The 24,035-nt window shown below is 61.5% G+C and carries 24 protein-coding genes; 9 read left to right on the top strand and 15 right to left on the bottom strand.

Annotation, left to right across the window (positions count from 1 at the left end; genetic code table 11):
* The first annotated feature begins 201 nt into the window (after positions 1–201).
* The 3 genes from J3P73_RS14710 to J3P73_RS14700 all read left to right on the top strand — a co-directional run bounded on the left by J3P73_RS14710 (position 202) and on the right by J3P73_RS14700 (position 3,759).
* Entirely contained in the window at positions 202–753 is a 552-nt protein-coding gene (locus tag J3P73_RS14710) for a DUF924 family protein (protein WP_130692002.1), read from the top strand.
* 92 nt (positions 754–845) lie between these two features.
* Positions 846–3,380 (top strand): mechanosensitive ion channel family protein, encoded by a 2,535-nt coding sequence (locus tag J3P73_RS14705; protein ID WP_130692000.1) that lies wholly within the window; start codon positions 846–848, stop codon positions 3,378–3,380.
* Positions 3,381–3,492: 112 nt separating this feature from the next.
* Positions 3,493–3,759, top strand: a complete 267-nt coding sequence (locus tag J3P73_RS14700) for a hypothetical protein (RefSeq protein WP_017994411.1) — start codon at positions 3,493–3,495, stop codon at positions 3,757–3,759.
* A 21-nt stretch (positions 3,760–3,780) separates the two neighbouring features.
* Here the strand turns inward: J3P73_RS14700 and arsK are convergent, their stop codons facing one another.
* The 7 genes from arsK to J3P73_RS14665 are packed head-to-tail and all read right to left on the bottom strand — an operon-like array spanning position 3,781 to position 8,171.
* Positions 3,781–5,019 carry an arsenite efflux MFS transporter ArsK gene (arsK, locus tag J3P73_RS14695; RefSeq protein ID WP_130691998.1) on the bottom strand — a complete coding sequence of 413 codons (1,239 nt, stop codon included), beginning with the start codon at positions 5,017–5,019 and terminating at the stop codon, positions 3,781–3,783.
* Positions 5,016–5,741 carry an arsenical resistance protein ArsH gene (arsH, locus tag J3P73_RS14690; RefSeq protein ID WP_012757882.1) on the bottom strand — a complete coding sequence of 242 codons (726 nt, stop codon included), beginning with the start codon at positions 5,739–5,741 and terminating at the stop codon, positions 5,016–5,018. The genes arsK and arsH overlap by 4 nt, the downstream gene beginning before the upstream one ends.
* Complete coding sequence (gene arsC / locus J3P73_RS14685) at positions 5,716–6,144, bottom strand: arsenate reductase (glutaredoxin) (protein ID WP_130691996.1); 429 nt, start codon at positions 6,142–6,144, stop codon at positions 5,716–5,718. Before arsC ends, arsH begins: the two co-directional genes overlap by 26 nt.
* The gene (locus tag J3P73_RS14680) at positions 6,141–6,848 is read right to left on the bottom strand and encodes an aquaporin (RefSeq protein ID WP_062943711.1); all 708 of its coding nucleotides are present in this window, start codon (positions 6,846–6,848) and stop codon (positions 6,141–6,143) included. Before J3P73_RS14680 ends, arsC begins: the two co-directional genes overlap by 4 nt.
* Positions 6,845–7,288, bottom strand: coding sequence for an arsenic resistance N-acetyltransferase ArsN2 (arsN2, locus tag J3P73_RS14675; RefSeq protein ID WP_130691994.1), 444 nt, complete (start codon positions 7,286–7,288; stop codon positions 6,845–6,847). The genes J3P73_RS14680 and arsN2 overlap by 4 nt, the downstream gene beginning before the upstream one ends.
* On the bottom strand, positions 7,288–7,818 hold the full coding sequence (locus tag J3P73_RS14670; RefSeq protein WP_029870665.1) for an arsenate reductase ArsC: 531 nt from the start codon (positions 7,816–7,818) through the stop codon (positions 7,288–7,290). Before J3P73_RS14670 ends, arsN2 begins: the two co-directional genes overlap by 1 nt.
* The gene (locus J3P73_RS14665) at positions 7,815–8,171 is read right to left on the bottom strand and encodes an ArsR/SmtB family transcription factor (RefSeq protein WP_012757878.1); all 357 of its coding nucleotides are present in this window, start codon (positions 8,169–8,171) and stop codon (positions 7,815–7,817) included. The genes J3P73_RS14670 and J3P73_RS14665 overlap by 4 nt, the downstream gene beginning before the upstream one ends.
* 42 nt (positions 8,172–8,213) lie before the next feature.
* Between J3P73_RS14665 and J3P73_RS14660 the strand changes: the two genes are divergently transcribed.
* A complete protein-coding gene (locus J3P73_RS14660) occupies positions 8,214–8,738 on the top strand; it encodes a DUF6428 family protein (protein ID WP_130691992.1) in 525 nt (174 codons plus the stop codon).
* Positions 8,739–8,841: 103 nt separating this feature from the next.
* On the opposite strand, the gene J3P73_RS14655 is transcribed toward J3P73_RS14660, so the two are convergent.
* Entirely contained in the window at positions 8,842–9,825 is a 984-nt protein-coding gene (locus J3P73_RS14655) for a squalene cyclase (protein WP_130691990.1), read from the bottom strand.
* Between the two features lie 400 nt (positions 9,826–10,225).
* Between J3P73_RS14655 and J3P73_RS14650 the strand changes: the two genes are divergently transcribed.
* Both J3P73_RS14650 and J3P73_RS14645 read left to right on the top strand, forming a co-directional pair.
* Complete coding sequence (locus J3P73_RS14650; protein ID WP_024322123.1) at positions 10,226–11,056, top strand: response regulator; 831 nt, start codon at positions 10,226–10,228, stop codon at positions 11,054–11,056.
* Positions 11,057–11,242: 186 nt separating this feature from the next.
* On the top strand, positions 11,243–12,574 hold the full coding sequence (locus J3P73_RS14645) for a diguanylate cyclase (protein WP_018074553.1): 1,332 nt from the start codon (positions 11,243–11,245) through the stop codon (positions 12,572–12,574).
* 109 nt (positions 12,575–12,683) lie between these two features.
* Here J3P73_RS14645 and J3P73_RS14640 read toward each other — a convergent pair whose 3' ends face one another.
* From J3P73_RS14640 to J3P73_RS14610, 7 genes are all read right to left on the bottom strand, one after another.
* Positions 12,684–13,703 carry a GlxA family transcriptional regulator gene (locus tag J3P73_RS14640; protein ID WP_003540607.1) on the bottom strand — a complete coding sequence of 340 codons (1,020 nt, stop codon included), beginning with the start codon at positions 13,701–13,703 and terminating at the stop codon, positions 12,684–12,686.
* 296 nt (positions 13,704–13,999) lie between these two features.
* Positions 14,000–14,200 (bottom strand): hypothetical protein, encoded by a 201-nt coding sequence (locus J3P73_RS14635; protein WP_024322122.1) that lies wholly within the window; start codon positions 14,198–14,200, stop codon positions 14,000–14,002.
* Positions 14,201–14,529: 329 nt separating this feature from the next.
* Positions 14,530–15,177, bottom strand: coding sequence for a MarC family protein (locus J3P73_RS14630; RefSeq protein WP_018074556.1), 648 nt, complete (start codon positions 15,175–15,177; stop codon positions 14,530–14,532).
* Positions 15,178–15,286: 109 nt separating this feature from the next.
* Positions 15,287–15,685 carry a hypothetical protein gene (locus J3P73_RS14625; RefSeq protein ID WP_018074557.1) on the bottom strand — a complete coding sequence of 133 codons (399 nt, stop codon included), beginning with the start codon at positions 15,683–15,685 and terminating at the stop codon, positions 15,287–15,289.
* Positions 15,686–15,738: 53 nt separating this feature from the next.
* Positions 15,739–17,895, bottom strand: coding sequence for a mechanosensitive ion channel family protein (locus J3P73_RS14620; RefSeq protein WP_018074558.1), 2,157 nt, complete (start codon positions 17,893–17,895; stop codon positions 15,739–15,741).
* A 47-nt stretch (positions 17,896–17,942) separates the two neighbouring features.
* Positions 17,943–19,253: an alpha/beta hydrolase gene (locus J3P73_RS14615; RefSeq protein ID WP_018074559.1), complete on the bottom strand. Its 1,311-nt coding sequence runs from the start codon at positions 19,251–19,253 to the stop codon at positions 17,943–17,945.
* 143 nt (positions 19,254–19,396) lie between these two features.
* Entirely contained in the window at positions 19,397–21,217 is a 1,821-nt protein-coding gene (locus J3P73_RS14610) for an adenylate cyclase (protein ID WP_018074560.1), read from the bottom strand.
* A 142-nt stretch (positions 21,218–21,359) separates the two neighbouring features.
* Here J3P73_RS14610 and J3P73_RS14605 point away from each other — a divergent pair, with 142 nt between their 5' ends.
* The 3 genes from J3P73_RS14605 to J3P73_RS14595 all read left to right on the top strand — a co-directional run bounded on the left by J3P73_RS14605 (position 21,360) and on the right by J3P73_RS14595 (position 24,011).
* Positions 21,360–21,617 (top strand): hypothetical protein, encoded by a 258-nt coding sequence (locus J3P73_RS14605; protein ID WP_018074561.1) that lies wholly within the window; start codon positions 21,360–21,362, stop codon positions 21,615–21,617.
* 269 nt (positions 21,618–21,886) lie between these two features.
* The gene (locus tag J3P73_RS14600) at positions 21,887–22,993 is read left to right on the top strand and encodes an HlyD family secretion protein (protein WP_018074562.1); all 1,107 of its coding nucleotides are present in this window, start codon (positions 21,887–21,889) and stop codon (positions 22,991–22,993) included.
* Positions 22,983–24,011, top strand: a complete 1,029-nt coding sequence (locus J3P73_RS14595; RefSeq protein WP_018074563.1) for a DUF2955 domain-containing protein — start codon at positions 22,983–22,985, stop codon at positions 24,009–24,011. The genes J3P73_RS14600 and J3P73_RS14595 overlap by 11 nt, the downstream gene beginning before the upstream one ends.
* Positions 24,012–24,035 lie beyond the last annotated feature (24 nt).

Here is a 24,035-nt window from a genome sequence, read left to right as displayed (position 1 = left end):
TTGCCGCCCCCTCATCCGCCTGCCGGCACCTTCTCCCCGCTGGGTAGAAGGGGAAATGAGGCGCCGCCGCAAGTCTCTTCTCCCCTCGGGGAGAAGGTGGCGGCAGCCGGATGAGGGGGCCTCACGGCACGCCGTTTACCCTATATCTACAACAGCTTGCAGGCGCCGCATTAACAAGCCTAACGCAAGGGGAGAGGAAACATGGCGACGATCCGCACACCGAAGGAAGTGTATGATTTCTGGTTCGTGAGATGCGGCCGGGAGCTGTGGTTCCGCGCGACGCCTGACATCGATGCGGAGATCAGCACGGTCTTTCGCGATACCCATCTGGCCCTTGCCGCGGATGTTGGCGCCGAATGGCGGGCGGATGCGGAGAGCCGGCTGGCGGCCGTCATCGTGCTCGACCAGCTTCCCCGCAACATCTATCGCGGCACGCCGCTCGCCGTTGCGACCGATGGGCTGGCGCTTCGGGAAGCCAAGCTCGCGCTGGCATCGGGCGCCGATCAGGCGGTCGAAGCCGCATGCCGTACCTTCTTCTACATGCCGTTCGAACATGCCGAGGACCTCGGCGAGCAGGAGCGATCGGTAGAACTGTTCACCGCGCTCGGCGATGCGGAATATCGCGATTATGCAATCCGCCACCGCGACGTGATCGCCGCCTACGGCCGCTTTCCGCACCGCAATGCCATGCTTGGACGCGAGTCGACGGCGGTGGAGCGCGACTATCTCTCCAGGCCTGATGCCGGTTTCTGAGGGTTTCCAGGGAGCTTCCGCCTTTCTGTCGCCTTTGTTTACGATGACAAGCTGGCATTCTATTCCGATGACAACCTTTCCCGGAGGCGCTTTTGCGGCTGAGACCGATCCTGCTTCGCACCATTCTTCTGCTGACGCTGGCGGTTGCCGGCGCGCATTTCAAGGGTGCTGCGGCCTTGGCGCAGGAGCCGCAGGCACCGGCGTCCGCGCAGGCGCCGCTTGCCGATACGCCGCTCGACCAGGCGACGAAGGAGATCGACAAGGCGAAGGTCCAGTTGACGGCGCTTCAGGACGGCGTCAAGCAGAATGCCGACAATGACGATGCCCTGGTCGGGCTTGCGACCAAGGCCGATGAGCTCAGCCGCGCCGTCATCACCATATCGGTCAATCTCAGGCCGCGTTTCGACCAGATCAAGAACCGGCTTGCCGAGATCGGCGATCCACCGAAGGACGGGCAGCCGCCGGAGGCCGAGATCGTCACCCAGGAGCGTAACGCGCTCGCCGCCGAGCGCGCGCAGATCAACGCGCTGACGGGCGACGCCGAAAACCTGTCGATCACGGTGACGAAGCTAGTCAACGAGATCACCGAGATGCGGCGGCGGCTGTTTGCCGATACGCTGCTCAGGCGTACCGAGATTTCGGTCTCGGTGCTCGACGATGCCGGCAGCGCCTTTGTGCACGAGGCCAGCGAATTCTCGCAGGCCCTGTCGAGCTGGTCCACCTTCGTCTGGAAATTCAAGCGTTTCCCGATGTTTGCCGCGATCTTCCTGTCGCTTGCCGCGGCGCTGATCCTGCTCTCCGGCAGCTACCGGCTGTTCGGCTCCTACCTGCAGCGCGACGAGGCTGTCGAGAACCCGTCCTATATCGGCCGGCTGTCGATCGCCTTCTGGTCGACACTGATCCGCACCCTGGCGCTCTCGGTGCTGCTCGTCACCTCGTTCTTTTTCCTTAACGGGTTCAATGTGCTGAGGCCCGACATCGCACCTGTCATCGGCGCGCTGTTCGGGGCGATCGGGCTCGTCTATTTCGTCGGCCGCTTCGTCAATGCCATCTTCGCACCGCACGAACCGCGCTGGCGCCTCGTTCGGCTTTCCAATCTCGGCGCGCGCTCGATCGGCTACTGCTTGCTGGCGATGGCGATCGTCAACGCGCTTGATTATCTGTTCGGCACGATCGGCGAGGCGATGGGCTCGCCGCTGGTGCTGACCGTGGTCAGAAGCCTGATCGCCGCGCTGATCATCGGTCTGATCCTGATCGCGGTCTCCTTCGGCAAGCCGATGCTGGCAAAGAACGGCGATCCCGATGCGCCGGGAAGGCATTGGCCGCGCGGCATGGCGATCATCCTGCGGGTCGTCGGCGCCGGCCTCATCCTCACCGCGCTGACCGGCTATGTCGGGCTCGCGCGCTTCGTCGCCACGCAGCTCATCATCACCGGCGCCGTCGTCGTCACCATGTATATCGGCCTACTCTCCGGCAAGGCGATATCAAGGCAGGAAAGCTTCGGCGACACCTTCTTCGCAAGCTTCCTGACGCGCCGTTTCAAGCTCGGGCCGGTGGCGATCGACCAGGCCGGCCTGCTTGTCGGTCTTGCCATCTATGCGGTGGCGCTTCTCGTCGGCATCCCGCTGATCCTGCTGATGTGGGGCTTCCATGTGCAGGACCTGCAGATTCTTGCCTATAGGCTATTCACCGAGGTCAGGCTCGGCGGTATCAGCATCTCGTTGCTCGGCATCTGCACCGGCATTCTCTTGTTTGCCGGCGTCTACCTGCTGACGCGCTGGCTGCAGCGCTGGCTCGACGGCAATGTAATGGCCAGAAGCCATGTCGATCTCGGCGTGCGCAATTCGGTCAAGACGGGCATCGGCTATCTCGGCGTCGGCATCGCGGCGATCATCGGCGTCTCGGCGGCCGGCATCGATCTGTCGAGCTTCGCGCTCGTTGCCTCCGCACTTTCGGTCGGTATCGGTTTCGGCCTGCAGAACATCGTCTCCAACTTCGTCTCCGGCCTGATCCTGCTCGTCGAACGGCCGTTCAAGGTCGGCGACCATGTCGTTTCCGGCACGGCCGAAGGCATCGTCAAACGCATTTCGGTGCGCGCCACCGAGATCGAGACCTTCCGCAAGCAGTCGATTATCGTGCCGAATTCGGAGTTGATCAACGGCCTCGTCGGCAACTGGACGCACCGCAACAAGATCGGCCGCTCGGAAATTCCGGTTTCCGTCGCCTACAACGCCGATCCGCAGCAGGTGATGGACATTCTGCTGGAACTGACGGCCAAGATACCGCTCGTTATGCGCAATCCGGAGCCGCATGTCGAATTCCTGCGCTTCGGGCCCTATTCGCTGGATTTCGAGCTGCGTTTCTTCCTCGCCGACATGGGTGACGGCATGGCGGTGCGCAACAATCTCAGGATCGAGATCCTCAAGCGCTTCAAGGCCGAGGGCATCGAGATCCCGCTGCCACAGACCGATCTTACCATCCATAGAGAGGCTCGTCCCGCGCTCGCCGATGCGGGCAGGGATCAACCCAACGAGCAGGAAAACTCTGCGGACACACCCATGGAGGAGGAAGAGCAGCCGGTGCGGCAATTGCGCAGCAAGACGGCAGACGGCAATCGGAAAGGCTGAACGGGTCATTCAGCCATCATTCACAGCTATATGTGCATGATCTCCACTATCGGGATCGCTGCCGGGGGCAGCACCGATCGTTCGAGGGGAGGGCGCGCCAGCGCCGCCGCACATGATGGCAAGATTTGCCGCCGTTCTGCTTGTCCCGCTGCTTGCCGCACCCGCGGCTGAAGCGGCATCCATCACCAACACCGATCCAGCCGCCGTCGTGCTCGTCATCACCGAGAGCGGCCAGCGCGTCGAGGTTGTGGTCGATGCCGGCGCTTCGGAAAACCTCTGTGCTTCCGGCTGCTTCATGACAACGCCCGACGGCGACCGCATCGGGCTCGACGGCGGCGAGACGATCGACATCGTCAAGGGCTCGGCCGTCGTCAAGTAGCGCCTGTCCTGATTAATGCGCTCAAGCTTCTCTGGGATTGAGAACAGTTTCCGGCCAGGCAACAACCGGGCGCGTCAGCCGCATGATGGCGAAGAATGCGGCAACGGCGACGGTGCTGAGCAATGCAGCGATCGACAGTGACCATGATACGCCGAGATTGCCCATCAGGAAGGCGAGCGCGAACGGCGCCATCGAGGAGACGACGAGACGCACCGACATAATTTGTCCTTGCCGCCGGCCGTAGCCATCGCTTCCGAAGAGCGCGAGCGGCAAGGTTCCGTAGACGATGCTGTTAAGCCCCGAGCCGAGGCCGAAGACGACGGCGAAGACCAACGCGCCGGGCACCGAGGGTGCGGTGGCGATGAGGATGACAAGGGCTGTCGGCAGCAGGATGGCGCAGATGATCGCGAGCATCACTTGCGACAAGCTCTCGCCAAAGACCATGTTGATGAGGCGGCTCAGCACCTGTGACGGGCCGAAGAGCGTTCCGACCACCACTGCCATGGCGCCGAGGCCGAGGGCCGACATCACAGGCACCATGTGAACCAGAAGCGCCGAGTTCACGAAGCTTTCCAAAGCAAAGCCCGTCACCAACAGGATAAAGGCCTGCCTGCGCACCGACGGCGGAAGGCTCGGCTCGACGCGTTTTGCAGCCCCCTCTCCGGTCCGTCCCCTGGTTTGGCTGACGCCACGGGAGAGCCAGGCATGAATGGGAAGGCAGACAACGAGATTGAGCGCGGCGAAGATCAGATAGACGTTCTGCCATGAGAGATGCGCATGCAGCGCCGTGGTGATCGGCCAGAAAAGGGTTGAGGCGAAGCCGGCGATCAGGGTCAGATAAGTGATGCTGCGCTGGGCGACCTGCGGCCTGATCTGCACGAGCAGGGCGAAGGCTGCGCCATATTGCACCAGGTTCGAGGCGATCTCGATGCCGATCAATGCCGTGACGAAAGCGATCTTTCCCTGCGCGAAGGCGCAGGCGACGAGGGCGGCGGCGGCAATCGCCGAGCCCGACGTCATGATCCTGCCTGCTCCGAAGCGATCGATCCACGTGCCCATGAGAGGTGCGGCCAGACCGCCGATCAGTAGGGCCGCAGAGAGCGCGCCGAAGATCCATTCCGATGACCAGCCCAGATCACGGGCCATGTCGGGGGCGAGGATGCTGAAGCTGTAATAGAGCGATCCATATCCGATGATCTGCGTCAGCCCGAGCGCGGCGATGGCCGCTACCGGCGGTCGTTCGGTGCTGACGATTGTCATAGGGATCTGAGGCTCACGCGCTGTTCGAGCTTTTCGGCTTCTTCCTTCCTCTCGCTGTAGCGGTCGGTCAGATAGTTCGAGGCATCACGGGTCAGCAGCGTGAACTTCACCAGTTCCTCGCAGACGTCGACGACGCGGTCGTAATAGGACGAGGGTTTCATACGGCCGTCCGCGTCGAATTCTTGGAAAGCTTTTGCAACCGAGGACTGATTGGGAATTGCGATCATCCGCATCCATCGTCCAAGGATGCGGAGCTGGCTTACCGCATTGAAGGACTGGGAGCCGCCAGAGACCTGCATCACCGCCAGCGTCTTGCCTTGCGTCGGCCGAACCGAGCCGACCGACAATGGAATCCAGTCGATCTGCGCTTTCATGATGCCGGTCATCGCGCCATGACGTTCGGGGCTGACCCACACCTGGCCTTCAGACCATGCCGACCATTCGCGCAACTCCTGAACTTTGGGGTGGCTCGCCGGCGCCGCATCAGGCAGCGGCAGACCTTCCGGATTGAAGATGCGCACTTCGCAGCCGAAATATTCGAGCAGCCGCGCGGCCTCCTGTGCGAGGAAGCGGCTGTAGGACACTGCTCGCAACGAGCCATAAAGGATCAGGATGCGCGGCTTGTGCGTCGAGAACGCCGGCCTGAGCGCGTCCATATCCGGTTGACGCAGATGCATCGGTGATATGGCAGGCAAATCAGACAATGCGCTTGCCTCCGGCATCGAGCACCTTCTCGCCGTCTTCCTTGGTGAAGGCGCCCTGATGCGTTTCCGGCAGGATTTCGAGAACAAGTTCCGACGGCCGCGACAGACGCGTGCCGAGCGGCGTGATGACGAAGGGCCGGTTGATCAGGATCGGGTTTTTCAGCATCGCGTCCAGCAATTGCTCGTCGGTAAGATCAGGGTTGTCGAGGCCGAGCTCCGCATCGGGCGTGCCCTTTTCGCGGATCGCCTCGCGAACACTCAAACCTGCATCCGCAATCATCTTGATTAGCTGGTCGCGCGACGGTGGGTTTTTCAGATATTCGATAACGTTGGGCTCAATGCCGGCGTTCTGGATCATCGCAAGCGTGTTGCGCGAGGTGCCGCATTCGGGGTTGTGATAGATCGTAACATCTATGGTCATGAGGCGGATTCCGTCTTGGTGAGAGTTTCAGGATCGCGGGCTTCCATCAGCAGCCATCCCGCAAGCATCAGCGCCAGCAAGGCGCCGAGGACTTCAGCGGCGATAAAGCCCGGTAGATCGATCGGGCGGATGCCGGAAAAGGTGTGCGTCAGCGATCGAGCAATCGCGACGGCGGGATTGGCAAAGGACGTGGAGGCGGTGAACCAGTAGGCGGCGGTGATATAAAGGCCGACCAGCCATGCCACGGCATCGGCGCGAAAGCGCACACCGGCTAAGATGACGAAGACGAGGCCGAAGGTTGCCGTCACTTCAGAGAGCCATTGCGCGCCGCCGGTGCGCACGGTTTCCGAGGCCTGCAGCACGGGAAGGGCGAACATCGCATGAGCGAGCATCGTTCCGGCAATGCCGCCGACGATCTGCGCGGCGATATAGGCGGGAACGGAGGAGGCAGGCAGTTCGCGCCGGAGCGCAAACACCAGCGACACGACCGGATTGAAATGAGCCCCGGAAATCGGGCCTAAGATCGTGATCAGGACGACGAGGATTGCCCCCGTTGCCAGCGTATTGCCGAGCAGCGCAAGCGCCGTATCGTCCGTCAGGCTATCCGCCATGATGCCCGAGCCGACGACGGTTGCTACGAGCAGCAGCGTGCCGAGCGCTTCGGCGACCAGTCGTCGAGACGGGGGAAACATCGGCGCGCTCATGCCGGCAGGCTCCGGACCATCAGGGCGGCCGATGCCGGGCACAGGCTTGCGGCCTGCCGCGTCGTCAGGATCTCGGCCGGCGCTTCATCGCGGGCGATCGGACGAAAGCCGAGCGATTGAAAGAAGGAGGCGGCTGTTTCTGTCAACAGATAGGCGGCAGTGGCGCCTTTCCTTTGTGCCTGATCGAGCAGGCTAAGGGTGATCGCATGGCCGAAGCCAAAGCCTTGCTGATCGGACAGCACGACAATGGCACGCAGGAGTACAGTCTCGCCATAGAGTTCCAGCCCGCCGAAGCCGACCGTCTCGCCGCCACGTGAAAACCGATAGAAGCTTCGGCCGGCGTCTGTGAGGTCATCGACCGGAAGCCCGGCGCCTGCGAGCGCGCCGCGAAGTCTGTCGTCGTGCCCTTCCAAAGCCTGCTGGTTCAAATCGAAACCCATCAGCTCGCCTTGGGCTGTTTAATGCTGGCGCCTTCCATGGTGCCGATCTGGCGCAGGTGCGATTCCAGGGCGAGCTTGTCGATCGAGGAAAGAGGCAGGCTCAAAAAGGCGCTGATCCGGTTCTTGAGGAAGCGGGCGGCCTGCGCGAAAGCGCGGCCTTTGTCGACTTCGCTGCCCTCGACGACAGCCGGGTCCTCGACGCCCCAATGGGCGGTCATCGGATGACCGATCCAGACGGGACAAGCCTCGCCGGCAGCGCTGTCGCAAACCGTAAAGATGAAGTCCATCTCCGGAGCGCCCGGCTCGGCGAATTCGTCCCAGCTCTTTGAACGGAAGCCGACTGTTGGGTAGCCCTGCGCCGCAAGCTCCTTCAGCGCATAGGGATTGACTTCACCCTTCGGCTGGCTGCCCGCCGAATAGGCCTTGAATCGACCCTTGCCTTCGGTCTCAAGGATGGATTCAGCCAAGATCGAGCGGGCAGAATTGCCCGTGCAGAGAAAGAGCACATTGTAAATGCGGTCAGGGGTCATTGCAATTTCTCCTTCATTTTAGGGGCGCAGCAGGCCGCGACCTCCGCGGCAGGTGCGCAGATTTCCGGATGCCCGGAACAGCAATCTTCCATCAGAAAGCGAACCAAGCCACCAAGTGCCTCGTAGTTCGCGGTGTAAATGATCGATCGGGATTCACGCTGTTGCGCGATCAACCCCGACCGTTCCAGCTCTTTCAGATGGAAGGAGATATTAGAGGGCGAGACCTCCGCCTTCTCAGCGATCGCGCCTGCCGCCATACCGTCGGGACCCGAAACCACGAGCATGCGAACGATGTGAAGGCGGGTTTCCTGCGAGAGCGCGCCGAATGCGATGAGGGCTTGACGTTGATCCATATTTCAATAATCCTTGAATCATTGAAACGAGGATTAGCGCAAATGAACGTCATCGACAACAGCAAAATTCAAGAGAACGACATCGATCTCGGCCTGCTGCTCAGTGTGCTTACCGGCGCCAAGGATTCTCCGCTGATTTTCTATTATGACGGCAAGGCGGTGAAGCCTGGCTATCATGTCACCGAGGTCAAGGCGGGCCAGTTCTCGGCGTTGGATTGCGGCGCCAATCCAGAAGCGTGGGCGGAAATCTTCATCCAGCTCTGGGATATCGAGGAAGGCGACCGCACGCATATGCCGGCCGGCAAGTTCCATGCAATCATCCGCAAGGTTTCCGATCATGTGCAACTGGATGGTTCGGCGAAGCTGACCTTCGAAGTCAGCGACGGCGTGCGGCCAATGCAGCTTTATTGCGCAGCGATGCCGGTTCTCCGTGCCGGCGCCGTCCATGTTGCGCTTTCGCCGCGGCCGTCAAGCTGCAAGCCGCGCGACCGATGGCTGGCAGAGGAGAACAGCAAGGCGGCGGCCTGCTGTGGGCCGCAAGCGGCAGCGAGCGGCTACTGCGCGTAACGACACATAAGAACGCGCGGCAGGGCAGGGTGGCGGCGAGATCAGAATCATATTGACTGACCGTCAGTCATAGGTGCATTTCCTGCGGGCGCTGGGTTTGCCGTCAGGCATTGATTGAGGGCTGGGTATCCCACCATCTGAGCACCCGCATCGCCCGGAGCGTCACCCACCGCGAGGGCTTGCCTTGCCCATCATCGACCTCGAACCACACCCGACCTGCGGGGCTGTCGTCGAGCGGCCAACTGCCGTCCTGCAAGCGTCTGGAACGAAGGTGGTCAATTGCCTCGCCGAGGCGCGGATCGGGGTCGGTGCCGGCCAGGATTGCGCTGGAGCGGAAATAATCGAGCGCGCGCAAAATGTCGTAGCGCCAGCGGTTCGGATGCAGGAGGCGCAGGAAGCGCTTGTCGGCCGGCTCGCCGGTGCCAAGGCGGCGGAAGAGGTTGCGGGCCAGCAGAAACTCCTCACCCGTCCTGCGCGCCTCTCGAGACCGATGCGTGCCGCCGGTCGCTCTCTGGTATTCCAGCAAGCCTTCCAGCACGTTGATGGTGCTGGCGAAAGACGAGCGGACGGAGCCGTTGATCCGCTCGCAGTTCCAGCCGCCGTCGTCGAGACGCTCGCCGGCCAGCGTGTCGACGATGGGCGAGACGTCGATCCCAAAATAGGCGCCGTCGGCAACGGTGCGGCCGTTGATGCACTCCTCGACTTCGCCTTCCCAATAGGGTTGGCCGCCCTCTTCCCAACGGGCGTTGGCGCCGATCAATTCGACGGTGCGCCTGGCGCAGCCGCAGGCGGGTTCGAGACCGAACTCCCGCAATTGCGACAGCGAGAAGGTTGTGGCCGTCCACGGCTGGCCATGCTCCTTCCACTCGCGCGGGTCGAAATCGGCGGGCAGGAAGGCGCCGCCTGCCCATTGCCCGTCCTCGTCCTGGCAGGAGAACAGCCTGGCGCCCCAGCCCTCGGTCTCGATTTTGGTTCGCTCGGCCATCCATTCCCGCTCCGGGGCGTCAAGCAGGTCGCGCATCACCTGCCACCGGATCGACGGGTCGGAGTCGAGAAGCCATTCGATCACCGGGTCGGATTGGATCATGGGGCGAACCTGTCGGCGAGTGGGGGTGGATGGTTTGTTATAATCGCTTCGGCCAAGCGGTGCCACCCGAAGGGGTGCGCGGGAAATCGTCTAAATCCGACATGGTCACGGCAAGCGCTGGCGCTTGCCATGTTGCGGCCGGACTAGGCCAGGGAAGGCACGAAGTTGAAGATCGAAATCCCTCGGGTCGACCTATAATGCGACGGTTGTCGGCGAAAGCGCGTTCGATGCCGAGAATGCGCGCTTCGCGCCTGATTTCTTAATCATATCCGCAAAGAAATCGGAGGCGACCCCATCGGGCCGCCTCTTCATTTATATCTGGGCGCGCCGATTAATAATTATTCAAATCAATTGATGTATCAGTTTGATCCGGGGACAGATTTTACATCAAAGGTTTGCTATGGCGTTTCTAGGTATTTCGGGGATGCAATATTCCGGGGAAATGTTTGCCGGTGCGCGTATTATTGTCGCGGAAGATTCCAACGTATTCACCTCGATGATCAGCAAACGCCTCAAGGAGCTGTTCGACATCGATGTCGAGATCTGCCGCAGCTTCGAGGATCTGCAGGTTTCCTACGACAAGTCTTCCGATCCGATCACGCTTGCGATCTCGAACATCAATCTGCCCGGCGCCGAAAACGGCGAGGCGCTCGAATATCTGGTCGATCTCTCCATACCCACAATCGTCTTCACCGGCACTTTCCATGAAAAGATGCGCGACAAGCTGATGGCCAAGGATATCGTCGACTATATCCTCAAGGACAATATCTTCGCCGTTGATCTGCTGGCGGAATCGATCTGCCGCTTCCTCACCAATCATCGCCACCACGTGCTGATCGTCGACGATAGTGCGACTGCGCGCGCCCTGCTGTCGAGCCGGCTGAAGCGCTACAATTTCCGTGTCAGCGTCGCCGAGAGCGGCGGCAAGGCGCTGGAAATCCTGAAGGCCAACCGCGATATCGGCCTTGTCATCACCGACTACAATATGCCCGACATCGACGGCTTCGAGCTGACGCGGCGCATCCGCGCCAATATCGGCTCGCACGAGCTGCGCATCATCGGGGTTTCCTCCTCTTCGAACCGGCTGCTTTCGGCACGATTCCTGAAGGCCGGCGGCAATGATTTCATGCTGCGTCCCTTCATCGACGAAGAGTTCTACTGCCGCGTCAACCAGAACCTCGATACGCTGCTGCAGATTCAATCGATGCGCAAGGAGCGGGCGGTTGCCTGACGGCTCTTCCAGTATCGGTATCGCCAGGGGGCCGGATATCACGGTCGGGGACAGTCGCAGAATTTCTGCAATTACAGGTAATGTCGCCGTTATTTGTCCCCTTCACGCGCACACGCCTCTCGGTTATCGTCACCGCCGGGGAAAGGGCCGAGTCGAGCCCATCGGACGCATCGGGGAGTAGGGGCTGTGGCTTTTCAAGCGGATTTCCAGCGAGATGGCATCGGGCTGCGCTCCGGCGGGCTCAAGATACTTCTGGTTGAAGATTCCCGGATGTTTTCCGCCGTTCTCTGTCACCGGTTCCAGACAGAGCTCGGCCTTGCGGTCAAATCCTGCCCGTCTCTCAAGGCACTTCGCAAGGAACTTGCCGACGACGGTCACGGCTACACCATGGCCGTCGTCGATCTCAACCTGCCGGATTCGCCCTATGGTGAAGCGCTCGACTGCACGATCGAGCACGACATCCCGGCGATCGTCTTCACCGCGACATTCGATCTCAACACGCGCAACAAGATTATGGAGCGCAACGTCATCGATTACGTGCTGAAGGACAATGAATTCGCACTCGACAATCTGGTTGCCACCGTCCGGCGGGCGATCTCCAACCGCAAGACGCGGGTGCTGGTCGTCGACGATGTCGTCTCGGCGCGCCAGGTGCTCGTCGACCTGCTGAAGGCACAGCAATATCTCGTCGTCGAGGCAAATTCGGGGCTTGAGGCGCTGGCAGCGCTCGAGGCCTACAGCGATATCGAACTCGTCGTCACCGATCACCACATGCCCGATATGAGCGGCTACGAGCTGACGCGGCGCATCCGCCATCGTTTCGGTTCGGACAGGCTGCGAGTCATCGGCGTTTCCTCCTCCAACGACCGCATGCTTTCGGCGAGTTTCCTCAAGGCCGGCGCCAGCGATTTCGTTTACCGGCCCTTCGTTGCCGAGGAACTGCAATGCCGCATCGCCAACAACGCCGAAACGCTGGCGCAGATGCGGCAGCTGAGGGCGGCGGCGGCCTGCGACTACCTGACTGGTCTCTATAACCGCCGCTATTTCTACGACAATGGCCCGAAGCTGGTGAATGAGTGCCTGCGGCTGAAGGTGCCGAGTTCCGTCGCCATTCTCGATATCGACCATTTCAAACGGCTGAACGACACCTATGGCCACGAGATCGGCGACAAGGTACTGAAGGCTGTCGCAAACAGGCTGTTTACGATCTTCGAGGGCAGCGACAATCTTCTGTCGCGGCTCGGGGGCGAGGAATTCGCCATCCTCTTTCCGCAGATGGATTCCGCTGCCGCCACCAAGCTCTGCGACGAGATCCGCTCGGACATTTCGCGACTGAAGGTCACGGCCGACGACGAGGAACTGGGCGTTACGATTTCGATCGGCATTGCCGAGATCGGCGGTTACGAGACCTTTGAGAATTACCTCAACGCTGCCGACCAGTTCCTCTACATGGCCAAGCACAGGGGCCGCAACCAGGTCTATTCCGACGCCAGGATGACGGAAGAGGCGGCGCAGTAGGCCGCTTCTAGTCACCCGCCATCATCCTCGGCCTTGTTGCCGAGGATCTGCTGAGTATCAGCCGGTGGTAGATGCTCGGGGCAAGCCCGAGCATGACGTCGTTGATATCTCAGGCCGCAACCGCCTGGCGTGCGGTCGCCATGGTCATCTTGCGCTCGGCGCGCTCCTGCTGCGGCGAGCGATGGTAGAGTTCCCGATAACACTTGGAGAAATGCGAGGCCGAGACGAAGCCGCAGGCGACGGCGACCTCGACGACTGGCATCGAGGACTGCACCAGGAGGTGGCGCGCACGGTCGAGGCGGATTTCCAGATAGTAGCGGGCCGGTGAGCGGCCCATCTCCTGGCGGAACAGCCGCTCGATCTGGCGGCGGGAGAGGCCGGCGCCATCGGCGATCTCGATCAGCGACAGCGGCTCGGCGAGATTGCCTTCCATCAGCTCGATGATCGACAGCACCTTGGCGTTCTGAACGCCGAGGCGAGCGCGCAGCGGCAGGCGCTGGCGATCGTGCGGGTTGCGCACGCGGTCGGTCAGATGCTGCTCGCAGATACGGTTGACAAGGCTTTCGCCGAAATCTTCGCCGACGAGGTTCAGCATCATGTCGAGCGAGGCGGTGCCGCCGGCGCAGGTGTAGAGATTGCCGTCGATCTCGTAGAGATCGGCATAGACCTCCGCCTGCGGGAAGGCTTCCGAAAAGCCCGGCAGGTTTTCCCAGTGGATGGCGCAGCGCTTGCCGTTCAGGAGGCCGGCCTGGGCAAGCACATGCGCGCCCGTACAGAGGCTGCCGACGGCAACGCCGCGATTGTAGCATTCACGCAACCAGGCATTGACCGACTTGTTGTTGAACTGCTCGACATCGATGCCGGAACAGACAAGCACCATGCCCGGCCGATTTTCGCCGCCGAGATGACGGCGTTCCTCGGCAAGCGAGGAATTGGCCTCGACGCCGATGCCGCAGGAAGAATAGACCTTTTCTCCATCGACGGAGGTCAGCCGCCAGGTATAGGCCTGATAGCCGAGCATGCGATTGGCGATGCGCAAGGTGTCCACGGCCGCCGAAAAGGGCAGCATGGTGAATTGCGGTACCATAAAGAAGACTACCGAACGCTTCTTGATCTGCATCCTGTTCATAGCGGAATCCATGCTCGAGGGGCGATGACACATTCGTTGCGCGGAATGCGTCGCGCCGATGTCCTGAAAGCGACACTGGCATGGAAAAATGCGGCCGGGAAGAGCAAATATGCGACATCGCCCGCGATTTGGCTGGTCAAACTACCGGAATGGCCGCGGATAGGGCAGATGACGGGCTGATAGGCGACTGAAATTCAACGCTGAAAACAGGTTCGAAAACACGGGGTCAAGAGACGAAAAAGGCGGCGTTGCACAACGCAGACGCCGCCCTTATTTTGGGAGGAATGTCGCATTCATTACATGGTCCGGTGTTTGCTGTCGTCCGTGCTCGGCCAGCCGATGTCCTTGCGAATGTCGAAGGGCATGGCTTCGATTTCGCGGGCCGTCTGCCAGCGCGTCCAGGCGAGCACGAGCTTACGGGCATAATGTGCCAGATCGAAGCGGCTTTCACTGGAGGTGAGGGACTTACCACCACCGCGATAGGTGAGCGTGGTCATTTTCCGGTTCCTTTCTTGGGTCAGGGGCATGGTCGTCAATGGGAGGTTCGTCCATGTCCATGATCCCAATATGGGCTTTGAAAACTCATCATTCAAACGAATAGAACTTATGGATAGCATCAGAGATATTGAATGATCGCGGTGCGCCCGGCGGTCGGTGGCGACACCATTGTCGTCTGTACCCGACCTTAATCCCCGGGCTTTCCGCGCACGGGGACAGTAAAGCCGCAGCTGAGCATGATGCCGAAAACCGGGCGGCTTTCGGCTCTATTTTTTGATTTAAATCCGGGTTCAGATTTTTAGCCCGGCCGGCCGCGAATCATCCGCATCTAATGCGCGGCGGTCGGCGTGATGATGCCAAGATTGCCAAGCCCGCTGACGACCAGTTGGACTGCGACTGCGGTCAGCAGAATGCCGAAGACGACCTCCGAGACGATCAGACTGGCAGGCTTCATGCGCTTGGCGAGCGCGTCGATGTTGGTAAACACCACATAGTCCAACGCAGCGACGATCAGGATCAGGCCTATGACGAGTAACGCGCTGGCAATCGAGACGACTTCGCCAGAGGCGATGATGACGACGGTGATGCCGACAGGATTGAGCAGGTAAGGGACCGCAAGTGGAAAGACGGCGATCTTTTCGGGATCGACGGGAAGCTCCGTTTCCTCATGCGGCTTCTCTGTTGGTCCTGATGCCATCTTGATCGCGATAAGCGCGAGGATGATACCGCCGGCGACGGCGACTGCGCCACCCGTGATATGGAGAAGCCGCATCAGCAAAGCGCCAGTGGCAAAAAGGATCAAGGCTGTTACCACTGCGACCAAAACCATCTGGCGGCCGATGCGCGCCTTGGTTTCGGTATCGAAAGCATGGGTCTTCTCCAGAAACGGCACCAGGGCGATCTTCGGCCCCAGGCCGACCAGAAGCAGCAGGAGAAGTTTTCCGACGAGTGCGGCATCGATGACTGTGAAATCCATGGAACGTACCCTCTAAAATTTGTGACCTGGAAATCGAGGTCCTCCCCACTCATGGGAGGGCAGGCGACGAAGAGAACCAAACGAGCTGGCAGTTTTTCTGCCGGATCGCTCAGCGCGGGCACACGTCCCAGAAGCCCGTCGTCTTGGCGGGCGAGGTGTAGTACCAGCATTGACCGGACTGCGGCGGCGTGCCCGCCAGTGAAACGGCGGCAGCTCCGGCGACGAAGCCGATGGCAGCACCTGCGGCGATTGCCGTACCCGGGCGCCAGTAGCGGCGAGGGGCGACGACCACGACGCCGCGCCGGACGGGCGGCCGAACGGCAGGGCGGGTGCTTCCGACTGCAGCGCATCCGCGCGGTCCGCAGGCCGCGGCACCACAGCCTCTCGGGCCGCATGCCGCTACGCCGCGACGGGCTTCGGCCGCCGTGGGAACGAGGACGGGTGCGCAGACCGTCATGATGACGGCAAGTGTCGCAAGCATGTGCGTAGGAATGACCAGGATCTTCATTTCATTTCTTCCTATTGCTCTCGTCTGTGTTCATTTCCTCGAAGATTCCGCCCTCAGGCCGGGTTTGCGGCTGCGGCTGCGTTGTGTGCTGCGAGCGTCTGCTGGGCAGCGGCTGCGACAGCGTCGTCCTTGCCGCCCGAGACCTGAACCGTGGGCACGGCGAGCTTGATGCCGTTTTCGTTGAACGCCTGATGGATCATCCGCAGAGCCCGACGCTTCAGCGTGAACTGCTGGCCGGGAAGGGTCATGACCTTCATGCGCAGAAGCAGGCCGGAGTCCCCCAGGCTATCGATCCCCTGCATCTTCAGCGGCTCGATCGTCGTCGGCTTGAACTCCGGATCCTCGAACAGCTCCAGGCCGATCTTCTTGATGATCTTGCGGGCCTTGTCGATGTCGGAATCGTAGGTGATGGTGATCGTCATCTTCTCGATCACCCAGTCGCGGCTCATGTTCTGCACAGCACCGAGCTCGCTGAAGGGGACGATGTAGACCGCACCGCGGTGGTGCCTGAGCTTGATGGATCGCAAGCTGAACGACTCGACGGTGCCCTTGTAGCTGCCGCTCTGGATATATTCTCCGACCCTGAAGGCGTCGTCGAGCAGGTAGAACATCCCGCTGATGACGTCCTTCACCACCGTCTGCGCCCCGAAGCCGATGGCGACGCCAACTACCCCTGCACCTGCGATCAACGGTCCGATTTCGACCCCCAGCGATGAGAGGGCCATCATGATCGCAATGGCAACGAAGAGGATCATGAGGAAATTGCGAAGGATCGGCAGCAGGGTTCTGATACGAGTGCGCCGCCGCTCCCGTTCGCTGCCGACTTCAAGGACGGCCTCGGTGTCGCCTAACTTGCGATCGATCAGGACTTTCACGACGTTCCAGGCGAGGTCGAGGACCAGGAGAATAATCCCGGCGCTCAGGAGTCCACGCACGAGGCGCAGGGCCGGCGAATCCTGCATTGTCATCTGCGTCAGCCTGATGCCCAGGGCGTCTGCGAGCAGAACGATCGCTCCGACGATCAGCGCCGCCCTTATGCCGCGCTCCACGATCACCGACACGACGGTGCCTCTTTTGTGGCCGTCCTCTTCGGCCGCGGAAGAGCGCAGGATATTGTCGACCGACGCCTTGGTGAGGGCGATGGCGCCGGGCAGCGCTGCACAGACCACCGCGATCCAGAACAGCTTCATGGCTCCGACCACCCACAGCAGCCAGACGGCAACGAAGTAGACCGTCCAGAGCCAGTTCCGCGCCCGTAGGCCGATCCGGCTGGCTTGGCCGGCAGACAATCGGGACGGACGCCTCCAGACGGCTTCGATGCCGATGACGAGGAGCACGAGGCCGAGGCAATAGGCCACGAGTTGCCGGGCCGGGTCGGAAAAGCCAAGGGCGCCGAGCAGGCGGATAGTCACCCAGCCAAAGGCATACCAGCCGACGAGATAGCCCAGGCGCTTCGCCCAGTGGCCAGCGGCATCCCCAGTGATCGGTACGACACGAAACCGGCTCTCTTCTTCAGCCCGTGGCGCCAAAAACACGTCGAAAAGAGCGCTCGCCAGACGGAAGACGACGATCGCGAAGAGGTACCCGACGACGACCTCCCTGATAACAGGCGGCCATTGGAACAACAGGAAGAAGCCGATACTGCCGAGGCCGAAGGAAAGGACGTAACATGCCGCCCACAGAAGCCTTGCAGTCAGTGCGATCACTCTCTCGCGAACCGTCGCATAGGGCGCGCGTGCCATCCATGAGCGCCAGCCGGCGCTGATCCACCAGAACAGCCACTGCGCGGCCAGCCCGACGGCGACGAAGGCGGCGACCAGGAAGATCGGCCGCGTCCCGCCATTCGCCTGGATGTCCCGTTCGAGCACGGCCCCGCCTCGCATCGTCTCCTGAGGAAAGGACTGGATGGCGCCGAGAAGACTTGAGGCATGGGCACGGAATCGCATCGTGAATTCCGAGAATGAAGGGTCTGCGTTCCGGGTTTCCAAGGGCGGTTCCGCCGCGGTCTTGGCTGCTTCCGACTGCTGCTGCAGGAAGCGTTGGACGTCAGGATCCGAGAACATGCCGATAAAGCGCTGGACACTTTCTGGCTGTGGGCTCGCAGGCGTCACGCTCTGCGCCACAGCAATCGAGGCACAAAGGAGAACGGAACCCAGGGCAACCGCCGTGAGAAGTGGTTTAAACATACGGATCTTGCAAAGTAGTGGCATTGTTTATCCTGATCTCTATGAACGTCAGTTTGCCGGTTCCTGAACCGTCATTGCCTGCACGACTCCTTCGATCGGCCTGCGGCGGTGCACTCGGATGCCTTCGGTGGCGTACCCACAGGACCCGCGAGGCCGCTGACCTGGCCGGCATAATTATCTCTGGTATCCGCATCGACGACGGCGACCGGGGCGGCAAGGATCAGGCCGGCTGCGCTGCCCGCCGCCGCCGCCGTGCTCGTCGTCGCGGCAAGGATCTTGTCGCCGAGCCCGACCTTGCTGTCGGTCAGCGTCTGGCCATCGGAAATCCGTGCGCCGATCAACTGAACGACCTCGGGCGATTCCGCGAACTTTCCGTGGTTCAGACTGTCGCCCGCCTTGACCTTGGTGAGGTCGATCACCGTGATCTGGCTGTCGGCTAGTTCCGTCTTGAAGGGGGCCTGCTCGGGATCGATGGCGCCGAGTCTGGCGACGTCGCCCCATACCCTGCGGGATACCGCGAGCGCGCGGTCGTCTCGCGAAACGAACAAGGTGAACTTCGGATGCTGCTTGCCCATGTCGATGATCTGCTGGCGGAAGACATCGACATCCACGTCGGGCGAGGCCAGCATGACATTCTCGAACTTGGCGGGAAGGCGGCCGTTGCGGATCGCCATTTGGCGAAGCGCTTCCAGCGCCAGCCAGTTCCCCATGGAATGCGCAAGGATCGAGACTTCTTTCACCTCAGGATCCCTGGCGAGATACTGGAAGAGCGTCTCCAATGCGTTACGCGTGTAGTTGGTGCTCTCCCTGTCATAGCCATATGCAAGCAGACTGCCGCGCGAGGGCCATGTCACCAGCACCGGCGCACTATGGACGCCGGAATCCTTGACGATCTGGGCGAAGCGATAGACGGAGTCTTCGAACCGGTTGTTGAAGCCGTGGATGAACACGAGCACGCTGCGGTCGTGGCTCCTCCTGACTGAGGCGCTCAGCCATTTCTTGGCGTCGTCGCGCGTGATCTCATCGGCTTTCAAGGTTGCGAAGTCTGTTGCCGGGTTGGAAGGAAGCCTCCTCGGCCAGGCGACTTCGCCGATCTTGCGGACGTTTGCAGGGGGGATAGATACGGTGATGTCGGCAAAGGCCGGGGCGAGTGCGCGCTCGCCCGTGAACATCTCGCCTTGTATCGTGGAGCGGCTGCGCGTCGTGGCCACGAGCATGTCGACTTTGGTGGAGTTCGGCGCGCTATCGGCAACAGGGATGAGCACGTTCTTCGCGTGGCCACCACATCCGGATAATGCGCAGAGCAGCAGGAGAGCCGAGATCCATTTCAGACCTGGGGAAGTGCCTGGTTGAATTCGGCCATCGCGACATCTTGTGCTCACTGCTGTTCCTCGTAGCGACGTCAAGTTTGAGCAGGCCTCGACGCCGCGCGCTGCGGCTGTCGAAGTCAGCACTGAGGCGAGACTATGCGAAGATGAGATGCCTTACCCGTATGATCGGGTATGTTACGGTCGGGGAGGCAGCATCAGCGGGGTTGCAGATCCGAGGTGTCGGCGGTCGACGCAATTGCATTCGGATCGGGCACGGTCATTCCCGCCTTGCGAAGTCCTTCGATCAGACGGTCGCGATCTTCAGGCTGCATGTTGCGCATTGCGAGTTCCGTTACAACGTTCGGCAGGAAGTCAGGTCGCATGCTGACAAACACCTGTCCTTCCCGCCGGGCGTCGTCCATCATGCCTGCCTCCGCATAGATGATGGCGGCGACAACATGGAAGAGAGGGAACTTCTGCATGTTCGCCTGTCTGATCTCCAGCACGGCGGTGTGGTTGTCGCGGAGCATGTAGGCGGCCAAGGCTCGCGTTCCATGGTAGAAGCCGCCACTTCCTGGGTTCAGAGCAATGGCCTGGTCCAGAAGGTCTGCTCCGCGCTGCCACTGGCCAGCGATCGCAAGCCGGGTTCCGAACTCGCCCATCAGTTCGGTGTCGTTGGGGTTGGTGGCGAGCGCCTGCTCGCCGACGCGAAGTGATTCAGCAAGCTGCTTGTCGAAGAACAGCGCCGTCATCAGCGCTTGAAGTCCGCGCGTATTGTTCGGATCGATCTGCGTTGCGCGCCTGGCGGCATCGAGTGCACGCTGTATGACTGTATCCTGGCCTGATATCGGATTGAACTTGTACCGGTCCTCATCGAGATAGACGATCGACAGCATCGCCCAGGCGGTCGCGTATTTCGGAAACCGCGCCAGTGCGGCCTCGAGGCAATCCCGGACGCGCGCATGCGCTTCGGCGCTCAGCTCCGAGCGATAGGCATAGAAGCGCAGAGTGCACTCATACGCACCGAGGTCGTCCGGCGGCGGACTGGCGGAGTCGATCTGTGCCATGACTCCGTAGGGTTGGGCGATGGCGGTTGCGACCTTTCTGGCGACATCCGTCTGGATCGCAAACAGGTCCCCCGATGCGAGATCATTGTCATAATTCTCCGACCAGAGGATCTCGCCGTCCGACGTATCAAGCAGTCTGGCCGTCACACGAAGGCGCTTTCCCGACATGCGGACACCGCCGGCAAGGAGATAGCGTGCGCCGAATTCGGCCCGGATCTTCGATGCCCCCACATCCGCCGGGAGGGACTTGGACGTTTCGCGACCGAAGACCTTGATCTCCTTGAACCGTGGCAGGATGGTCATCAGTTCCTCGGTCAGGCCGGCAGTGTAGAGCTGCGCCTCCGGCCCTTCGCCAAGATTGGCAAAGGGGGCAACCACGAGGGCCGGACGATCGGGCAATAGGCTTGCGGCGCGTTCGAGCGACGGAGCGGAAGATCGCGCCCCGATCCAATATAGCGAAATAGCCACTGCAGCGAGCGCAGCAGCACCCGGCCACAAGACCCTTCTTGCGCGCCACCAGCGTCCGGGACGGACCTCAGAGGCCGATGTCTCGCCAGCGTCTTCGCCTCCAATGTCGACTAACGCCGGACAGGACCAGGTGAAGGTTGGAACATATCCTCCTTTGGGAATGTCGATCCTGACCGGATCTTGCTGCCCGGCGACGAGATAATAGCGCTCAAGCGACCGCCGCAGCCGTCCGGCCTCGATCCTGACCACCGGATCGTCCTGGGTGAAGCCGGGATCCCGGCCGAACACCTCGATCGCGATCGAATAGGCTTTGATCCGGTTGCCCCGGCCCTCGAGGGTTTCCGAGACGACATAGCGGAGAAACGTGGCGGCGCGACCGACGCCTGGAAATTCAGGGCTGGAGACGACACGTTCCAGCTGCTCCCTGATCTCGTCGGCTTGAGGCACCAGCCCTGAAGAAATGAGCGCTGCAGACCCCTCTGCTGGTATCCACGTCTGCATGTCTGCCCCAATCCCCGTTGAGTCACATCACTGCCAGACCGTATGTTACGGTAACATACTCCACGAACGGATCGTCGTCCACGAAGATTGAGCCGGGCACACGTTGCAGAGGCAGCGTTCCTATGCCGTTAAGGAGTGAACCATGGACGAAGGCACGACCGCAGTCCGTCGGCAATTTCCAGCCAGGATCGAGGCGATCGATGATCTGTCTGCCCGCAGTGAGGACTTTCGGGAAATCTGCAGGGACTTTGCCGACGCCCAATCGGCGCTGCTAAAATGGAACGTCTCAACCGATCCGAAGCGCGACGAACGCGTCGTCGAATATCAGGAATTGATCGCAGAACTCTCCAAGGAGATAGAGGGCGCGCTCGACGCCTCGGCACCGCCACCCGCTCGCTGATGCGCGCGACTAAAGCGCGTCGCAGTCTTTCAGATTCGCTCCTGACGTTTAGGTCTTTATTTCCAACGCATGTCGTCATCGCAAAACCGCTGCACAGTTTTGAGCGACATGCTTTAGGCCGATGGCAAGCCATCGCGAGGCGTATGTTACGGTTACCTACTTGCGTTCCATCTCCCGGTAACGACCATCGCGACAGACGTCCAGCGCTGAACTTTGCGTGCTGAAACTTTGCGCTTCCACGAAACGAAACGCTTCCGAAGGATATTGCCGTGGTTTCCGAAAACTTGGACGAGCCTGCCATTTCCGCAACGCCTCGGAATCCACTCCGCAGGATAGCACTCATCGTCGTCCTGCTGGCGCTCGCCCTGTTCGTTCTCTCCATCTTCATGGAGCGGCGTACGCCGTCGACATCGCAGGCCCAGGTTCAAGCCTATATCGTCGGCATCGCGCCCGAAGTCACCGGCCGGGTCGTGGAAGTCGGCGTCACCGACAACTCGCGCGTCGAGGCCAATCAGATTCTCTTTCGTATCGATCCCGAGCGCTATGAACTCGCGGTCAGTGAGGCCGAGGCGAGCCTCGCAAGTGTCGGCCAGTCAATGGGCGCGTCAACGGCTGCTGTCGATGCGGCGCAGGCAAAGCTCGTAACGGCCCAAGTCGATCGGGACAATCTTCGCGAACAAGCTGCGCGCGCCGCAGAGCTGCAAAAGAGGGGCGTGTATTCCAAAGCGCGCGCTGATTCAACCAAATCGGCTTTCGGTCAGTCAGAGGCGGCCGTCACCGGTGCTGAGGCTGAGCTGGTCAAGGCCAAGGAGCAGCTCGGGCCGAGCGGAAATGACAATCCGCAGCTCCGGGCAGCTCTGGCAGCGCTCGAAAAGGCACGACTCGATCTGGTGCGGACCACCGTTCAGGCACCTTCGGCCGGGGTCGTGACCAACCTTCAGCTCACCATCGGCAAGGTGGTCTCAGCCGGCCAGCCGGCGATGACCTTCATCGACGCCGGCACCATCTGGATCAGCGCGGCATTCAAGGAGAACAGCCTGGAGAAGGTCGCCGTCGGCAACAGAGCGGAAATCCTTTTCGACGCGCTTCCCGGTCGACTGTTTCCAGCGACCGTCGAGAGTGTGGGCTTTGGCGTATCGCAAGGCAGCACGGACCCGAACACCGGATTGCCGACGATCAGAAGCGATACCGGCTGGGTCCAGGAGCCGCAGCGGTTTCCGGTCCGCCTCATCATCGAGGAGGCGCAGCGGCCCAAGGGCGGCGTACGCTACGGCTCGCAGGCGACCGTCGTCATCTACACCGGCGACAACCCGGTCACCAATGCCTGGGGATCGCTCTGGATCCGCATCATGTCGGTGCTGACCTATGTCCGCTGAGAGGAGCCCCGCGGTCGAGGAGCAGAAACGCAAGGGGCTGCGGGTTGCGTTCGCGGTCTCGATCGGCTTCACGCTGGCAGTCTATGCGGGGGCCATCGTGCCCTTCCTCGGTCCGCTCTTTGCCGCCCAGTTTCTGCTCGGTAGTTCGCGGCCCATGCCGCTTGCGAAGACGGTTGGCGCGGCGATGGTCATGCTGATCGCCGGGATCGCGATGATGGTTCTGACCGACGTCCTCGGCGAGCGTCCCGCACCCTTCCTTCTCGTCCTGGGGTTGACCTATTTTGTGTGTTTTGCCGCGCAGTCGACGGGAAAGGGAGGGCCGGCCGTCTTTCTCGTGCTCGTCGTCGCGATTATCGTGCCTCTGCTCGGCATCCTCAACAAGGAACTCGCCAACTCCATCCTGTCCATCCTGGTCACCGGGGTGTTGTCGGGCGCGGCTCTGATGTGGCTTGCACATGCAGTCTTTCCCGAGCCGTTCTCCCACCAGATCGAGGCGGCGCCGATCGACGAGCGGCCGCCGGCCTTGGGTCGGGCACTGGCCAACACGGTTATCCTTCTGGGCTCCGTCGTGATCTGCCTGACGAGCGACAACCTGACCGCTGCGGCGGTCATTCCGATAACCGTGGCGTCGCTGCTCGGGCAGCTCGACGTTGCCGCGAGCGCGCGGGCGGCGATCGGGCTCGTGCTCGTCAACCTCTTCGGCGGCGTGCTCGCCTCCGTTGCGTATGCCGCGCTATCACTGCGCCCCAATCTTTTCTCGATCTTCCTCATCGTTCTCATCGTGGTCCTCCTCATCGGAGGGCGCGCGGCCGCCCGCTCGAAGGACGCACCGATATTTGCCGGCGCTCTGACGACCTTCCTGATTTTGTTCGGCCTCGGGGTCTCGCCTCTGCCCGGCAGCGCCGCGGAATCCTTCGCCACCCGCATCGTCTATGTCGCAGCAGCCTTGATCTACGCGCTGCTGTTTGCCGTCATCCTGTGGCCGCGGACGGGGGAAACGAAGAGGATATCGGCATGACCCAGGCGTTCTCTGAGAGCACCT

The sequence above is a fragment of the Rhizobium ruizarguesonis genome, assembly GCF_017357285.1.
Lineage (GTDB): Bacteria > Pseudomonadota > Alphaproteobacteria > Rhizobiales > Rhizobiaceae > Rhizobium > Rhizobium ruizarguesonis.
Note: the sequence above shows the minus strand (reverse complement) of the source record. Positions and strands in the feature narration are given on the sequence as shown.

Excerpts from the sequence above, each read along its gene's own strand:
- J3P73_RS14710 (WP_130692002.1), top strand. The coding sequence starts at position 202 with ATGGCGACGATCCGCACACCGAAGGAAGTGTATGATTTCTGGTTCGTG.
- J3P73_RS14700 (WP_017994411.1), top strand. The coding sequence starts at position 3,493 with ATGATGGCAAGATTTGCCGCCGTTCTGCTTGTCCCGCTGCTTGCCGCA.
- arsK (WP_130691998.1), bottom strand. The coding sequence starts at position 5,019 with ATGACAATCGTCAGCACCGAACGACCGCCGGTAGCGGCCATCGCCGCG.
- arsH (WP_012757882.1), bottom strand. The coding sequence starts at position 5,741 with ATGCCGGAGGCAAGCGCATTGTCTGATTTGCCTGCCATATCACCGATG.
- arsC (WP_130691996.1), bottom strand. The coding sequence starts at position 6,144 with ATGACCATAGATGTTACGATCTATCACAACCCCGAATGCGGCACCTCG.
- J3P73_RS14680 (WP_062943711.1), bottom strand. The coding sequence starts at position 6,848 with ATGAGCGCGCCGATGTTTCCCCCGTCTCGACGACTGGTCGCCGAAGCG.
- arsN2 (WP_130691994.1), bottom strand. The coding sequence starts at position 7,288 with ATGGGTTTCGATTTGAACCAGCAGGCTTTGGAAGGGCACGACGACAGA.
- J3P73_RS14670 (WP_029870665.1), bottom strand. The coding sequence starts at position 7,818 with ATGACCCCTGACCGCATTTACAATGTGCTCTTTCTCTGCACGGGCAAT.
- J3P73_RS14665 (WP_012757878.1), bottom strand. The coding sequence starts at position 8,171 with ATGGATCAACGTCAAGCCCTCATCGCATTCGGCGCGCTCTCGCAGGAA.
- J3P73_RS14660 (WP_130691992.1), top strand. The coding sequence starts at position 8,214 with ATGAACGTCATCGACAACAGCAAAATTCAAGAGAACGACATCGATCTC.
- J3P73_RS14655 (WP_130691990.1), bottom strand. The coding sequence starts at position 9,825 with ATGATCCAATCCGACCCGGTGATCGAATGGCTTCTCGACTCCGACCCG.
- J3P73_RS14650 (WP_024322123.1), top strand. The coding sequence starts at position 10,226 with ATGGCGTTTCTAGGTATTTCGGGGATGCAATATTCCGGGGAAATGTTT.
- J3P73_RS14640 (WP_003540607.1), bottom strand. The coding sequence starts at position 13,703 with ATGAACAGGATGCAGATCAAGAAGCGTTCGGTAGTCTTCTTTATGGTA.
- J3P73_RS14635 (WP_024322122.1), bottom strand. The coding sequence starts at position 14,200 with ATGACCACGCTCACCTATCGCGGTGGTGGTAAGTCCCTCACCTCCAGT.
- J3P73_RS14630 (WP_018074556.1), bottom strand. The coding sequence starts at position 15,177 with ATGGATTTCACAGTCATCGATGCCGCACTCGTCGGAAAACTTCTCCTG.
- J3P73_RS14625 (WP_018074557.1), bottom strand. The coding sequence starts at position 15,685 with ATGAAGATCCTGGTCATTCCTACGCACATGCTTGCGACACTTGCCGTC.
- J3P73_RS14620 (WP_018074558.1), bottom strand. The coding sequence starts at position 17,895 with ATGCCACTACTTTGCAAGATCCGTATGTTTAAACCACTTCTCACGGCG.
- J3P73_RS14610 (WP_018074560.1), bottom strand. The coding sequence starts at position 21,217 with ATGCAGACGTGGATACCAGCAGAGGGGTCTGCAGCGCTCATTTCTTCA.
- J3P73_RS14605 (WP_018074561.1), top strand. The coding sequence starts at position 21,360 with ATGGACGAAGGCACGACCGCAGTCCGTCGGCAATTTCCAGCCAGGATC.
- J3P73_RS14595 (WP_018074563.1), top strand. The coding sequence starts at position 22,983 with ATGTCCGCTGAGAGGAGCCCCGCGGTCGAGGAGCAGAAACGCAAGGGG.